Consider the following 14,960-nt stretch of genomic DNA (forward strand, 5'->3'; position numbering starts at 1 on the left):
TGCCAAATGAACTATCGAGTTGATAAAAATTGTTAGTTATAGGGCAAAAGCCCTAGGGGGCTTAGTGATATTTTGACCCCTTCAATTTCACGGAATATGTACTCGGAAAAAACGTGAAATACCTACATTTTCTTCACCACTTCTTTTTTGGGCAAATACACCGCCCACATTCCTGCCAAGACCTTCTTATTCTCTTCCCCATTGGCCTGTTTCAAAGAGTCACTACCACTATCCTGCAATGCATCCTTGGATATCAAAACTGCTTTACTGTATAAATATACTTCTCCACTTTGGACCTCCTGAATGCTTGGGTGAGTCTCTATTCCATTTTCTAAATCATAACGATAGGTTTCCAAAATCTGAACTTCCATTTCAGTACTAGTCCCCGGATCGATTTGATTAGCTATCCATTTAATTGGAAATGAATGACTCGCACTCATAGATTCGGAAACCATCTGGGCTTTCGCTTGAATCTCCTCCAGCCCATCAGTAGAATCATTGTCTTGTAATAGCTCCTTCAAACTCTCTGTGGCTTCTACCTGAAGAGAATCTCCCCAAAGCATTGCCGCCTGTACTATTTCAGCATCACTGAGCTTTTTCACCTCCATGGATCTATTTACTTCTTCAAATACTTCTTTGGATACTCGCTCCCCTGATCCACAGGAAATGAAAAGACAGCAGATGCAAATGACTAGTGAATTTTTCATATCAGACTTTTATGCTTTCTTCAAAAGTACCCAAAATTCACCAAGACATTAAAATCACAATCCAATTGTATGGCTTAGCCTGAATCAAAGCCTTTGAGAACAGGCAAATTGGTTTATTTTTGTTCCTATACATTGACACCTTATGTACAGAGCCCTATTACTTTTTTGTTTTAGTTTCCTCCTGACTTCTGCCGGATTTGGACAGACTTGGACCAGATTGCAAGGATGGGGCTTGGATCTGCAATCTGTCAATTGGGTAAACGATCAAATTGGATATGTGGGCGGTGAAAACTTACTCATCCGCACAGCCGATGGGGGACAAACATGGGAAGAACTGGCTTACAGGTTTGAAGGGAGAGTTTTGGACCTTTATTTTTTGGATGAAAAGAATGGAATCGCAGTAGGGCAAAACGGCTTGGCTATTCGAACTGCTACTTCTGGCCAAAACTGGTCTACCATGAATATCCCGTCGACCTCCAACTTTACAAGCCTAAGCACCAATAAAAAAGGAGTATGGCTCATAGCGGGCCAAGCGGGAGAGCTATATCGCTCTGCAAATAATGGAGAAACCTGGGCCAGAGTCGCCACAGATATCTCTGCTGATATCTTTTCTGTTTTTTTCTATGGCGAAAATCTAGTTTTTTTAACTACAGATCAGGGAGGAATCTATAGAAGTAATGACCAAGGCCAGTCTTGGGAAAAATTGAATTCTGGAGTTTCAGATACGATTTGGGATGTGAAATTCATCACAGATCAGTTGGGATATGTTGCCGGATCCAATGGTCTCGTCATGAAATCATCAGATGGAGGAGATACTTGGGAAAAACTAGCAACAGGAACCACAGAGATATTAAAATCTCTAGATGTATCACCTCTAAACCAAAATACCGTGGTGGCTTCGGGCGAAAATGCTACCATCATCCGTTCAACCAACGCAGGAACCAGTTTCAGCAAAGTGAATCTGGGGACAAACATAAGTCGGGGATTGAATCATATCACATTTCTGCCCGACCTCAATCAGGCCGTAGCAATAGGGGGAAACGGCTACATGATCCGCTCAAGCAATGGAGGTAGTAGCTGGACCCAGCAAATGGCCGGGTATAGAAACGATTTCACAGTTGTGGATTTCAAGTCTGACCGCGTTGGATTTGTTGCTGGCCAAAAGGGCGAGTTTTTAGTGAGTTCCAACTATGGAGCCTCTTTCGTAAGCAGACCTCTTCCAGAGCCAATAGACATCGCCGCCATGGATTTTTGGAATACGAATTATGGATATGTTTCAGCTCCATCCGGCAAAATCTACCGTAGCTCAAATTCCGGCACCTCTTGGGTCGACTTAAGTATAAACACTTCTGAAAGAATTGATGGTTTCTATCTTTTCGCTACTTCAGTATTGTATTTGGCTGGCACAGGAGGAATCATCACTCGTTCTTACGACTCTGGGGTTACTTGGGATTTGGCCGTTGAGTCCAACACGACCGAAAATCTGAAAGATGTGATGTTTTTTGATTTCAATGAAGGAATAGCGGTCGGAGAAAATGGCACCATTCTTTATTCCAATGGAGGTACAGAATGGGTCAACATCAGCCCAATCACCACTGAACATTTCAATGCTTTAGCAAAAGTAAGCTCTAGTAGCGCAGTAATGGTTGGCAATAGCGGAACTATAGTAAAAACTGATGATTTGGGTAAAACATTCCAAGTTATAGCGTCTCAAACTACTGAAGACCTCCTATCTGTTGATTTTTTTGATGATCAGTCTGGTTTCATTTCTGGAAAAAATGGTGTTTCGCTTGCTACAAAAGATGGCGGTAACTCTTGGGAATTGATCGCATCTGGAACATATAGAGACCTAAAATCAATTAGTGCTTCTAATGTAAACAAAGCCTACGCAGTGGGAGACGACGGCACAATTCTTACTTATGAATGTATCGCTCCGACTGGAGCTCTCAGCGATATCAGTGGGGCTGCCCAGTCCTGTCTCAATACTCAGACTTACTCAATTCTTGATGGACCTGTATCCGGATCCCAATTATTTTGGAGAGTAGATGGTGGAGAAATTATCTCAGGACAAGGATCCAGCTCCATCGAGGTATCCTGGAGTAAAACCGGAAAAAATGCTGTCTTTGTAGATCGAAGAAATTTTTGTGGAGCCGGTGAGACATCCTATATGGAAGTCATCGTCTCTGATCTACCTGCTAGCAGCTCTAGTATTCAGGGAGACGGTAGCGTCTGCCAAAACACTGAAAACATATATTCCTTGCCCAATTGGGAAGGAGTCAATTATACTTGGACAATAGCCGGTGGTGAAATCACAGAAGGACAAGGCACTGCTTCAATCACAGTCAACTGGACCACTCCAGGCTCAGGGTCCATCACAGCTCTTGTGGAAAATACCTGTGGAAAATCCGAGTCACTTGCACTCCCTATTTCAATTCACCCAACTCCAAGTCAACCTGGCGACATCGTGGGTGCCAATCTGGTAGCTCTGGGGCCACAAGACTATGAAGTACCTCAGGAGGAGGGATTCAGCTATCGTTGGAATCTCAGCGGAGGAGGATCAATTATTTCAGGTCAAGGAAGTTCAAAAGTCAGAATCAACTGGGAAAGTGAGGGTGATTTCGTCCTCACTGTTCAGGCCCAAAATGCTTGTGACTTTGGACCCGAGCAGGTACTTGCTGTCGAGGTAAATTTGGTAACCGGTATCGACGAAAACCCTGATTTGTCAGGCTTGAAACTATATCCAAATCCTTCAGATGGCCAGTTTACGGTAGAGGCGCCTTTTTTAGATCGATGGCATTCAGCTCTACTCGTCTCGAGTCTTGGACAAATCATCCAAGAAAATGTGATTGTACCTGGACAAAGAAAACTGGAGTTTGTGGATGTCAGACCTGGACTTTATATAGTCCGATTAGAGGGCAATCAGGGAAGCGAAACTAGAAAAATCATTGTTCACTGATTCTCTTTACCCCTCTCCTCGGATTTTAACATATTGAAATATATCTCCGACTTCCCCTCTTTTTACAAACGCTTTCTTCAAAATCGCCTCGGGAATATATCCGGCTTTTTCCAACACATTCATAGACTCCACATTAAAGTCATAAACTTGGGCATAGATTCTCTGGATATCAAATCTGTCCAAAAGATGCTGGGTAAATAGCTTGACCGCTTCAGTCGCTATCCCTTTACCCCAAAATGACTCTCCGATCCAAAATCCCAACTCCATATTGGTTCGCAACTCATCCTTTCCTCGGTCACAGCCGATAGCTCCTGCGAGCTTTCCTTCAAATTCGATCGCGAAATTGTGCGGGGGGTTAAATTTTTGATTATGCTCTATCCAGTGCCGCGCATCGTGAATCGTATAGGGCTGCGGAAAGCTGTCCTTCAAATTCATGGCGATTTTGGGATTATTGGCCAATGGATAAAGCTGATGAAAATGAGCCTCGTTCCAAGTGACCAGATTTATATCTCTTTCTCCGGAGATGATCATAAAAACTTAACGGTTAATTACTCAAGATAATAGGCAAAATGCACATTCTGCAAAAAACCCGAAACATTTATGCAAAAGGTGATCCTATTCTTCCAATCCTGAGCTTTGCATCTTCTCGAGGTTTTCGGCAAGCCTCAGGGCGGAGATAAACTCCTCAATGTGTCCATCCATTACCTCGGGCAGGTTGTACACAGTTTTATTGATCCGATGATCTGTCACCCGGGATTGTGGATAGTTGTAGGTCCTGATTTTATCCGATCTATCACCAGAGCCTACCATAGATTTTCTTTGTGCGCCGACGGATTCATTGTGCTTGGCTAGCTCAATCTCGTACAGTCGGGACCGAAGTACTTTTAGTGCCTTTTCAAAGTTTTTGATTTGGGACTTTTCATCTTGACAGGTCACTACGAGGCCGGTAGGGTTGTGAGTCAGACGTACTGCCGAATAGGTAGTATTGACAGACTGTCCACCTGGGCCAGAGGAACAATATGTGTCTTTTCGGATGTCATTCATATCCAGATGAACTTCTACCTCATCCATTTCCGGAAGTACAGCTACCGAAGCAGCGGAAGTATGGACTCTGCCTTGAGACTCAGTAGCGGGCACACGCTGCACCCGATGGACTCCGGATTCATATTTCAGCATTCCATAGACATCCGCACCGGACACGGTTGCGATGATCTCCTTGTATCCGCCTGCGGAGCCAAAAGTCAAATCCAAAACAGTCAGTTTCCAACCTTGCATTTCGCAGAAGCGCTCGTACATCCGGAAAAGGTCTCCTCCAAAAATAGCTGCTTCATCACCACCCGTTCCACCGCGGATTTCCAAAATGCAATCTTTGGAATCATTTGGATCCTTGGGAATCAGCAATTGTTTCAACTCTTCCTCGAGAGTGTCTTTCTTCTCTCTCAATTCGTCGAGCTCTGCCTTAGCCATATCCCGGAAGTCCGGATCTTTTTCCTTTTCCAAGATTTCCTTGGAGCTATCTATATTTTGAAGAACTAAAAGATAGGCATCATAAGCCTGTACGACCTTTTCCAGGTCCTTATATTCTTTGGTAAGCTTGGCATATTTGCTCATGTCCGTCATCGAATCCGGCAAAATGATCAATTGGCCTACTTCTTCAAATCTCTCTTTGAGTACTTGTAATTTGTCCAGCATAGTCTTATTCGCTGAGGCAAAAGTAGGGAAATTTATCCATCCGATAGAATCACATCCATTCTTTGAAATAGGGTAGCAAACACTCAAATATCAATTGATACCCTGCATCGGAAGGATGAAGCCCATCATAAGTCATAGCAATACTTTCTTTGGGATAAGGATACACATCGACTTTTGGGTCAAATGGAATCCCAATAAAATCTGGATATGCATATTTTTGGTAATCTCCTGACGCTGGATTTTTCAACCATTTGAAATGTACCAAGTCCTCAAAATCCAGTTGCGAATGGTGATACAAGTCAATCACAGGCAGGTCCGCCTCCTTTCCTATATTTTTCAGCGCATCAGCAAAGCTTGCCAAATCTTGCTGATTCTTAGCTTGGTAGGAACCGAAAGCATTGTTTGTAGGATCATTGATATACACAAAGTCTACCCGCTTCATCGGAGTCAAAATGACTATTTTGGCCTCAGGGTTCAATGACCTGATATTATCCAAAATGGCTCTGAAAGCACCATGGACCGTAGCTGTTCCGGTTGCATCTTGAAAGTCCTGGATTGTTCCAAGGGGCTTTCCCGCCCACCAGTCATTTGTGCCTAGAAATATTGAATAAATATCAGCCTTTGGAATATCCAGTTTATGAAACTGCTCAGCAATTGCTACCGCTGTCCACCCATTGTATCCTTTATTGACGATTTTCAGATTTGGAAATTCCTCCCCGATTAAAGTTAGATAGCCTTTGCTTATCCGATTGCCAGTTTCATCTTGATGATCATTGAGGTAAGTGATAGAGTCTCCAATAGCGACCCACGTCACTTCTTTGGGAGCAGAATCAATGACTAAAAACAGCGCAAAAAGACTGAAGAATAAAGTTTTCATAGCGACTCAATAGGGCAGATTTGGACATAATAAGCCAAGTTAAAAATTAACTACTATCCTGCCTCCTCCCGCAGCAATGCGAATCTTATAAAAAATTACGAGAAACCTTGCCGGGCTAAAGCTTCACATATCCTCGTTGGGAATTGGAAAGTATGATAAACAATTTGAGCTGCCTCGACTGACAGCTCAAATTTAGACTTATTCTACAGTCACTGATTTCGCTAAATTCCTAGGCTGATCTACATTGCAACCTCTCATCACCGCTATGTGATACGAAAGCAATTGCAATGGAACCACCGCTACCAAAGGGGTAAACGCCTCGTGCGTATGAGGAATCTCTATCACATGATCTGCCATTTCTTTGACTTGAGTGTCCCCTTCAGTCACTACTGCTATCACTTTACCTTTTCTAGCTTTTACTTCCTGAATATTGGAAACTATTTTTTCGTACGAGCTATCTTGGGTAGCAATAAAAATCACAGGCATTTCTTCATCGATAAGCGCAATTGGCCCATGCTTCATTTCGGCAGCTGGATATCCCTCTGCATGGATATATGAGATTTCTTTGAGCTTTAAAGCCCCTTCCAAAGCTACCGGAAAATTATACCCTCTTCCCAGATAAAGCGCATTCCTCACATCTTTATATTCAGATGCTATGAACTCTATCTGATCATTAGTTTCAAGAGCTTGCTCCACTTTGGATGGCACTGCTGCTAACTCATGCAATAGCTGCACATACTTGCTTTCCGTAAGAGTCCCTCTTTGATAGCCCAATTTGAGAGCCATCATCGCCAAAACAGAAATCTGAGCAGTGAATGCCTTAGTAGAAGCCACGCCTATTTCAGGTCCGGCATGGGTATAAGAGCCGGCATGAGTAGCACGAGGTATAGATGAACCCACCACGTTGCAAACACCAAAAATGGTAGCTCCTTTTGATTTGGCGAGTTCGATAGCGGCAAGCGTATCCGCAGTCTCTCCTGATTGGGAAATAGCTATTACAAAATCCTTTTCATTGATCACAGGTTTTCGATAGCGAAATTCAGAGGCATATTCTACCTCGACCGGCACTCTGGCAAATTCTTCAAACAGATACTCCGCCACCAATCCTGCATGCCATGAGGTACCACAAGCTGTAATAATGATACGTTCCGCATTCTGGAATTTATTCATATAATCCCTCAATCCCCCCAAAACCAAACGTCCAGACTTGGCATCCAGTCTACCTCTTAGACAATCTGCTATGGACTTAGGCTGCTCATAGATTTCCTTTAGCATGAAATGCTCGTAGCCTCCTTTTTCGATGGCCTCAAGCTCCATTTCAAGTTGATTGATATAAGGGTTGGTTTCTACATTTTCTATCGTTTTCACCTGAAGCCGGTTGTTTCGGATCACGGCGATTTCATAGTCATCGAGATAAACGACCTTGTTGGTATATTCAATAATGGGAGTTGCATCAGATGCCAAGAAATACTCTTCTTCACCTACTCCTATTACCAAAGGAGAACCCTTTCTAGCCGCAATAAGAGTATCTGGCTCTTCCTTGTTGATCAAAACAATCGCATAAGCACCGACTACCTTATGCAGTGCCAACCTCAATGCTTCCTCCAATGAGCAAGCATTATTGGCCTGGATATCTTCAATGAATTTGATAAAAACTTCGGTATCAGTTTCTGATTGGAAGCGATACCCCTTCTGAAGCAGGTCTTTTTTCAGCACTTCATAGTTTTCGATGATCCCATTATGAATCATCGCCAGCCTTTCTGAAGAAGAATAGTGGGGATGAGCATTCACATCATTGGGCTCTCCATGAGTGGCCCATCGAGTATGTCCGATCCCAATAGTGGAAAAGGTCTCACCCTGCAAAGACAGGTGACTTTCCAACTCGGACACCTTTCCCTTCTTTTTGTAGATACTCAGACCTTGTTTATCGAGCAGGGCTACTCCGGCACTGTCATAGCCTCGGTACTCCAGTCTCCTAAGTCCTTTGAGAATGATAGGCAAGGCTTCTTGTTGCCCAACATAAGCGACGATTCCGCACATAATTAAAAATTCTAGTGGTGAAATTGAACTTCCACAAATAAACAGCATTCATACCAAAAAAAAGAACCCACTTTCATAAAATTAGAAAGTGGGCTCGAATATGTTTTTATAAATCAACGGCTCTATCTCAGCTTGGAATAAATAGCCCTTACCTTAATGTTACCTTTAGACACTTTCATTTGGCGCAGAGATTTTTTAAAATCGTCGCCAGTAGTGCTTGGTGTATTTGCATACAAAATCCAATCTTTTCTAGTAATCTCATTTTTAAATAGAGCGTTCAAATGCGAAGTTATTGCCATAGAATACTCCTCATCTTCTGTATTGATGACTCCGACTGCTGGTACAGATACTGCAGGCTCTTCGGTTCCGTCTTCCATTTCTACTACCTGCGGCTGTCCATCCCTTTGCACTGTCAAAGGTTGTCCATCACTCCTAGTTAAGAAATCATTGCTGAAATCTGTAAAATAGGCAACAAAAAAGCTGGGAGAAGCTTGTCCTTCCGGAACTGACTCGTAGTTTTCAATTTTTAGCTCAGCCTGTTTAAACACAACACCCGACAAGGTATCTAAAAATGGATCTATTGGGGATGTATCTAATCTAATTACCATCCCTAAATTAGATTTCATTCCAACCAGGTCACCTGTAGAATACGCAACATTTTTATCCTGAACTATTTCCGTCGCAGTACCAGATCGGTCACTTTTTACTCCATTGAAACTTCTTGAAGAAACAGTAGTGATATTGAAAGAAGTAGAAATCGTATCGCTAGCATCATTTCGATAATAAAATGAGAGCTTGGTACCTTCCCCTAAATCTATCCCTACAGTTGTATTATTTGATTCCAACCCTTGAACAGCAATCCCAGGAAAATACTCTCTGAAATTAAAAACATTATCAAATTCTTCACCCCTCTTTAGCTTTTCAAACACTTCTTCAGCGAAAGCTTCTTCGGCTTGCATGGAGACAATCGTATCCGTGACTTCTCCAAATACAAATTCTGACGACGCCAGAGGAGTAGCCTCATACATCAGCTCATCAAAATTGTAATACATGGTATCCAATATCGGTTCGGTCAATCGATGAATGGAGAAGGTTTTTGCCTCTTCTAAATCCTGACCATTGACACTGATGATATCTAAGTCAAAAATCACTGAATCCAAAATAGCTTGAGACTCAGGTCTCACTGCCGAAGTGGTGAAATACATTCTGGAATATCCAGTGCTAGTAGTCTTACCAAAATAGGGGTCCTGCTCATTCCCTACGACTAACAAACCTTGGTTGGTCGTGTTAAAAGAGTCCAATAACACAACTTCCGCAGGAAGCTCGAAATCGACAAAGAAAACTCCTACTTGGTTGTTTCCTGGTGCCAATTCGATCCCTACGGAAGCTGGATCAGAACATGAACTTGATAAAATAAGGGACAAGAGGGCCAAGCAGGCTAGCTTAGCCTGCGAGGTTGGTATAAATGCCGTAAAGCTCTTCGTGAGCTTGTTCTTCTTCTTCAATACTGATTTCAAACTTCTTGTCTTTTGAGAAATCCTCGATTAGTTGGTTTAATTCATCCGAAACTTCACCGCCTTTTACTACTAGGTCTGCGTACTCCATACCCATACGGATAAAGCCTTCGAAGTCTTTGCTTTCCAAAGGTGCTAAAATAGTGTCATCTATATCGACCATCTTAACCTTGTTTAACAAATCGTCGCCAAAGGTATGAGAAAATCCGTTGTTGTAGATAGCAAATACCGATTTTGTATCCTTGAATAGCGGCTCGTTTTTATAAGTCGTTTTCAGATACATCGGGATCAATGAGGTCATCCAGTCATTGCAATGAACGATATCTGGGGCCCATCCTAGTTTTTTGACGGTTTCGATGACGCCTTTGCAGAAGAAGATCGCTCGTTCGTCATTGTCCTCGTAGAATTTCTGTTGCTTGTCGTGGAAAACGCTTTTTCTCTGGAAGTAATCTTCGTTATCGATGAAGTATACCTGAAGTTTAGCATTTGGGATAGAAGCTACTTTGATTACCAAAGGCTTTTCTTCTTCACCCACTGCGATATTGATTCCTGACAGTCTCACGACTTCATGAAGACGGTTTTTTCGCTCATTGATCAAGCCAAACCGAGGTACCAAAATTCGAATTTCCATGCCACGCTCTTGCATCGCTTGAGGAAGGGTTCGTAAGAAATTGGCTACTTCTGAAGTCTGGAGAAAAGGGTTGATTTCACTGGCAACGTAGAGGATACGTAATTTAGACATGCTATTGAATTTTATTGATAAGTGATAAACAACGGGCACAAAGATAATAAAAAAAGCTCGAAATGCCTTGTTTTTCTGAATATTAATCTAGTTTTGCGGCAATTTCCCCCAAGTATTTCCCTTTCACGTGCAGGTATTCCATACAAGGGCCGAATGGCAAGAAATCAGGCTCCAGCATCTCCAAAACGCCAAATCTATAGGTCTCGTTCCCACCATGGGGGCTTTGCATCAAGGCCATCTGGATCTGGTCGCCCAATGCATCCAAAAAAGTGACATTTCGGTCGTCTCAATCTTTGTGAACCCGACGCAGTTCAACAATCTGGAAGATTTTGAAAAGTACCCTCAGACACTAAGCGAGGACTTGGAGCTACTTCAGGATGCAGGTGTGGACTATGTATTTGCCCCAACTGTAGAGACCATGTATCCCAGTCCTACTCAGCTTCAGTTTGACTTCGGTGAATTGGAGACAATCCTGGAGGGTGCATTTCGCCCAGGACATTTCAACGGAGTTGGAGTAGTCGTTTCCAAGCTATTTCATATAATCCAACCTGATCTAGCATTTTTTGGACAAAAAGACCTTCAGCAAGTAGCCATTATCCGACGCCTGGTTCAGGACTTATCGTTTCCCATCGAGCTCCAACTTGTCCCCACACGAAGAGAATATGATGGCTTGGCTATGTCTTCGCGAAATAGAAGACTCAATTCTGATGAAAGATCGAAAGCGCTGATCCTCCACGATTCATTAGTTTTTGCAAAAAAGGAACTTGAAAGCGGGAGAGACTGGTTTACAGTCCAGAAAAGTATCAGCCAAAAATTTGAGAATACTACGGGATGTCAGCTGGAATACTTTGAACTCGTAGAAACCGACAAATTCAAGGTTTTCAGCCAATTTGAACCTCAAGAAAAAACATCTATCTGTGTAGCAGCTTATATAGGAGATGTGAGATTGATAGACAACCTTCCGATAAATTCTTAAATTTGCGGCCGGAAAAACTAAGCCAATGCATATTCAAATCATGAAGTCCAAAATCCACCGAGTGAAGATCACTCAGGCGGAATTGCACTATGTAGGATCGATCACGATCGATGAAGACCTGATGGATGCAGCCAATCTGATCGAAAACGAAAAGGTTCAGATCGTCAATGTCAACAATGGCGAGCGATTGGAAACCTACGTGATCAAAGGAGAAAGAGGTAGTGGGCAGATTTGCCTCAATGGCCCGGCGGCCCGAAAAGCATCGGTGGGAGATATCATTATCATCATCTCTTATGCCGGAATGGAATTCGAAGAAGCTAAAAAATTCAAGCCGGTTGTCATTTTCCCAGACGATCACAATAAAGTCATTTGATGATCCATCCCCGAATCAAACAAGCTATCCAGATTGTGATTTCTTTGGTGATCGCAGTCTGGATTTTTTGGTTTTTATACAAGGATATTGAGTTAGATAGTTTGCTGAAGCAGATTTTTTCCAGCAATTGGGCTTGGATCGGGCTTTCCATGCTGATAGCACTTACCGGATACTGGCTGAGAGGCTGGAGATGGACTTTATTGATTTCTGATCAGGAAGGAAAAAAAGTAAGCGCTGGCAATGCCTACCATGCGGTGATGGTAGGATATCTTGCCAATATGATCGTTCCACGAGCGGGAGAAGTAGCTAGATGCGGAGTCTTAAATAGAACCAACGGTCAATCAATAGGCCATCTGCTGGGGACTGTGATCGTAGAGCGTACGATCGATTTGGTTTTCTTAATAGCCACGATTTTTCTTTCATTTCTTGTTGAAAACGAGTTATTCCTCGCTTTGGCAAATCAATTGGTGAATTTGGAAAGTCTGGGAGAAAAGATCATTCAAAATCTACCCGTAGTCTTGGGAGGCGGATTGATATTTATTTTGGCTTTTTATTTCCTTTTGAAGCGATTTAGAGATCATGGTCTCATCCAAAAAATTCAACATTTTCTGAGAGAAATGTACAGTGGGATCAAGGGAATTTCAAAATTGAAGAATCCTGCTGGGTTTTGGACCAGCTCTGTAGTGATTTGGATCATTTACTTTTTGACGATGTACACCGTATCCTTGGGAATCCAGAGTACTGCCAATTTGTCTCCTGGTGAGGTACTTTTGGTCATGGTCATGGGAAGTATTGGCATGGTGGCACCCGTCCAAGGCGGTATTGGGACCTTCCATGCACTTGTGGCCTTTATTTTGATCCAACTAGGTATATCAGAGCAAGACAGTAAAATCTTTGCAGCTATCATTCACGGCACTCAAGTGATTTTGGTCGTAGTCGCAGGATTGATAAGCTGGATTGTGATGATGCAAAAGCAAGTTGGGAATAAACCTCAGGAAGCCTAACTTCGTATTCATCCTGCAAACATTCTAATTATGATATTTCTCATTTTAATCGTCATAGTATTTGCCATTGCCGGCTTTGTAGTCAGCAATAAATTGAAATCAAAATTTCGCAAATACTCTCAAACTGCATTAGAGGCTAATCTATCAGGTGCCGAAATCGCCAAACTGATGCTGGCAGATCACAATATTCATGACGTGCAGGTGGTCTCCGTGGAAGGCCAACTTACTGACCACTACAACCCCATGAACAAGACGGTCAACCTCAGCCCAGATGTCTATTATGGCAGAAATGCCGCAGCTGCAGCTGTAGCCGCACACGAATGCGGTCACGCCGTGCAGCATGCGACCCAATACGCTTGGCTGGGAATCCGATCCAAACTTGTTCCGCTTCAAAACGTATCTGGAAAAATCCTCAACTTTGTCCTGATTGCTTCCCTGTTTGGGGGCTTTGCTATGGGATTGCCTTACGAATTCATCGGGTATATCGTAGTGGGAGCTTATGGGATTATGACTCTATTTACCCTAGTCACTCTGCCTGTGGAATTTGATGCTTCCAACAGAGCATTGGCTTGGGTCAAAAACAGAAACATCGTCACAGGTTCCGAATATGCCATGTCCAAAGATGCACTCACTTGGGCTGCAATGACCTACGTAGTTGCTGCGCTTGCATCATTGGCTACTTTGGCTTACTATATTTTTGTTTTCTTTGGAAACCGAGATTGATCCAAATCAAAATAAAATTGGGTAAGGGGCAAGATTTTGCCCCTTTTTTATTTTTAGGCTAAATTCCCAAAAACGACATAAACCCAATTATTTATATGAATTTCCAATTGACAGAAGAACATCTAGCTGTACAACAAGCCGCTAGAGAATTTGCCAAAACAGAGCTATTGCCTGGTGTAATCGAGCGGGACACAGAAGCAAAATTCCCAAAAGAACAAATCCGACAGATGGCTGAACTGGGATTTTTGGGGATGATGGTAGACCCCAGCTATAATGGAGGAGGGATGGATACCATTTCATATGTACTGGCTATGGAAGAACTCTCCAAAATCGACGCATCCGCATCAGTAGCCATGTCTGTCAACAACTCTCTGGTCTGCTGGGGCTTGGAAAAATACGGCTCTGAAGAGCAGAAAGAAAAGTACCTCAAAAGACTTGCCTCAGGGGAAGTTTTGGGAGCTTTTTGCCTTTCTGAGCCAGAAGCCGGTTCTGACGCTACTTCCCAACGTACAGAAGCCCACAAAGAAGGAGATTTTTACATTCTGAACGGCACAAAAAACTGGATCACAAATGGATCTACTGCTTCTATTTATTTGGTCATTGCGCAGACAGACCCCAGCAAAGGACATAAAGGAATCTCTTGTTTTATTGTCGAAAAAGGATGGGATGGTTTTGTAGTAGGAAAAAAAGAAGACAAACTCGGTATACGAGGAAGTGATACTCACTCGTTGATGTTTACAGATGTCAAGGTTCCAGCAGCAAATAGAATAGGCGACGAAGGATTCGGCTTTACCTATGCTATGGAAACACTCAATGGCGGCAGAATCGGGATAGCGGCACAAGCTTTAGGCATAGCAGCGGGAGCCTATGAATTAGCTTTGGCCTATTCCAAAGAAAGAAAAGCATTTGGCAAACCGATCAGTCAGCATCAGGCCATTCAGTTTAAGCTGGCAGACATGGCAACGCAGATAGAGGCCGCCCGGATGCTAGTTTATAAAGCTGCTTGGCTAAAGGATCAGGGGGAGGACTACTCACATGCTTCTGCCATGGCAAAACTCTATGCTTCAGAAGTGGCGATGAATGTCACAGTCGAGGCAGTTCAGGTCCATGGAGGATATGGATTTGTCAAAGAGTATCATGTCGAGCGACTCATGAGGGATGCCAAAATCACACAGATTTACGAAGGGACATCTGAGATTCAAAGAATAGTGATATCTAGAGGACTGCTCAAATAAACCACTTATACTTTTTGAATGGCGTAATTGAAGAAAATTACGCCTTTTTTAATGCTTTTTAACTGATCCTGTAAAAATATACTGCTTTTTAATTGGAAAAGTGATATTTTTGGCCATTCAT

Annotated in this window: 13 protein-coding genes; 6 read left to right on the plus strand and 7 right to left on the minus strand. The window is 42.8% G+C overall.

Annotated elements, in window-relative coordinates; translation table 11 throughout:
- Positions 1 to 122: 122 nt before the first annotated feature.
- Positions 123 to 707 (minus strand): hypothetical protein, encoded by a 585-nt coding sequence (locus G460_RS0113590; RefSeq protein ID WP_157366932.1) that lies wholly within the window; start codon positions 705 to 707, stop codon positions 123 to 125.
- A 142-nt stretch (positions 708 to 849) separates the two neighbouring features.
- Here G460_RS0113590 and G460_RS0113600 point away from each other — a divergent pair, with 142 nt between their 5' ends.
- A complete protein-coding gene (locus G460_RS0113600; RefSeq protein ID WP_026955878.1) occupies positions 850 to 3,663 on the plus strand; it encodes a YCF48-related protein in 2,814 nt (937 codons plus the stop codon).
- Positions 3,664 to 3,669: 6 nt separating this feature from the next.
- Here G460_RS0113600 and G460_RS0113605 read toward each other — a convergent pair whose 3' ends face one another.
- The 6 genes from G460_RS0113605 to G460_RS0113630 form a co-directional block, all read right to left on the minus strand.
- The gene (locus G460_RS0113605; RefSeq protein WP_026955879.1) at positions 3,670 to 4,194 is read right to left on the minus strand and encodes a GNAT family N-acetyltransferase; all 525 of its coding nucleotides are present in this window, start codon (positions 4,192 to 4,194) and stop codon (positions 3,670 to 3,672) included.
- 84 nt (positions 4,195 to 4,278) lie between these two features.
- Entirely contained in the window at positions 4,279 to 5,355 is a 1,077-nt protein-coding gene (gene prfA, locus G460_RS0113610) for a peptide chain release factor 1 (RefSeq protein ID WP_026955880.1), read from the minus strand.
- A 49-nt stretch (positions 5,356 to 5,404) separates the two neighbouring features.
- Positions 5,405 to 6,232: an SGNH/GDSL hydrolase family protein gene (locus tag G460_RS0113615; RefSeq protein WP_026955881.1), complete on the minus strand. Its 828-nt coding sequence runs from the start codon at positions 6,230 to 6,232 to the stop codon at positions 5,405 to 5,407.
- Positions 6,233 to 6,430: 198 nt separating this feature from the next.
- The gene (gene glmS / locus G460_RS0113620) at positions 6,431 to 8,272 is read right to left on the minus strand and encodes a glutamine--fructose-6-phosphate transaminase (isomerizing) (protein ID WP_026955882.1); all 1,842 of its coding nucleotides are present in this window, start codon (positions 8,270 to 8,272) and stop codon (positions 6,431 to 6,433) included.
- 122 nt (positions 8,273 to 8,394) lie between these two features.
- Positions 8,395 to 9,696 carry a DUF4270 family protein gene (locus tag G460_RS0113625; RefSeq protein WP_211226755.1) on the minus strand — a complete coding sequence of 434 codons (1,302 nt, stop codon included), beginning with the start codon at positions 9,694 to 9,696 and terminating at the stop codon, positions 8,395 to 8,397.
- A 19-nt stretch (positions 9,697 to 9,715) separates the two neighbouring features.
- The gene (locus G460_RS0113630; protein ID WP_026955884.1) at positions 9,716 to 10,528 is read right to left on the minus strand and encodes a glycogen/starch synthase; all 813 of its coding nucleotides are present in this window, start codon (positions 10,526 to 10,528) and stop codon (positions 9,716 to 9,718) included.
- A 127-nt stretch (positions 10,529 to 10,655) separates the two neighbouring features.
- Here G460_RS0113630 and panC point away from each other — a divergent pair, with 127 nt between their 5' ends.
- The 5 genes from panC (at position 10,656) to G460_RS0113655 (ending at position 14,839) form a co-directional block, all read left to right on the plus strand.
- Positions 10,656 to 11,504 (plus strand): pantoate--beta-alanine ligase, encoded by an 849-nt coding sequence (gene panC, locus G460_RS0113635; RefSeq protein WP_026955885.1) that lies wholly within the window; start codon positions 10,656 to 10,658, stop codon positions 11,502 to 11,504.
- A 25-nt stretch (positions 11,505 to 11,529) separates the two neighbouring features.
- Positions 11,530 to 11,877 carry an aspartate 1-decarboxylase gene (panD, locus tag G460_RS0113640; protein ID WP_026955886.1) on the plus strand — a complete coding sequence of 116 codons (348 nt, stop codon included), beginning with the start codon at positions 11,530 to 11,532 and terminating at the stop codon, positions 11,875 to 11,877.
- The gene (locus G460_RS21880) at positions 11,877 to 12,881 is read left to right on the plus strand and encodes a lysylphosphatidylglycerol synthase transmembrane domain-containing protein (RefSeq protein ID WP_035464452.1); all 1,005 of its coding nucleotides are present in this window, start codon (positions 11,877 to 11,879) and stop codon (positions 12,879 to 12,881) included. The genes panD and G460_RS21880 overlap by 1 nt, the downstream gene beginning before the upstream one ends.
- A 30-nt stretch (positions 12,882 to 12,911) precedes the next feature.
- Positions 12,912 to 13,604 carry a zinc metallopeptidase gene (locus G460_RS0113650; RefSeq protein WP_084421324.1) on the plus strand — a complete coding sequence of 231 codons (693 nt, stop codon included), beginning with the start codon at positions 12,912 to 12,914 and terminating at the stop codon, positions 13,602 to 13,604.
- Between the two features lie 95 nt (positions 13,605 to 13,699).
- The gene (locus G460_RS0113655) at positions 13,700 to 14,839 is read left to right on the plus strand and encodes an acyl-CoA dehydrogenase (RefSeq protein ID WP_026955888.1); all 1,140 of its coding nucleotides are present in this window, start codon (positions 13,700 to 13,702) and stop codon (positions 14,837 to 14,839) included.
- Positions 14,840 to 14,960 lie beyond the last annotated feature (121 nt).

Source organism: Algoriphagus vanfongensis DSM 17529, assembly GCF_000429465.1.
In the GTDB taxonomy this organism is placed as follows: domain Bacteria; phylum Bacteroidota; class Bacteroidia; order Cytophagales; family Cyclobacteriaceae; genus Algoriphagus; species Algoriphagus vanfongensis.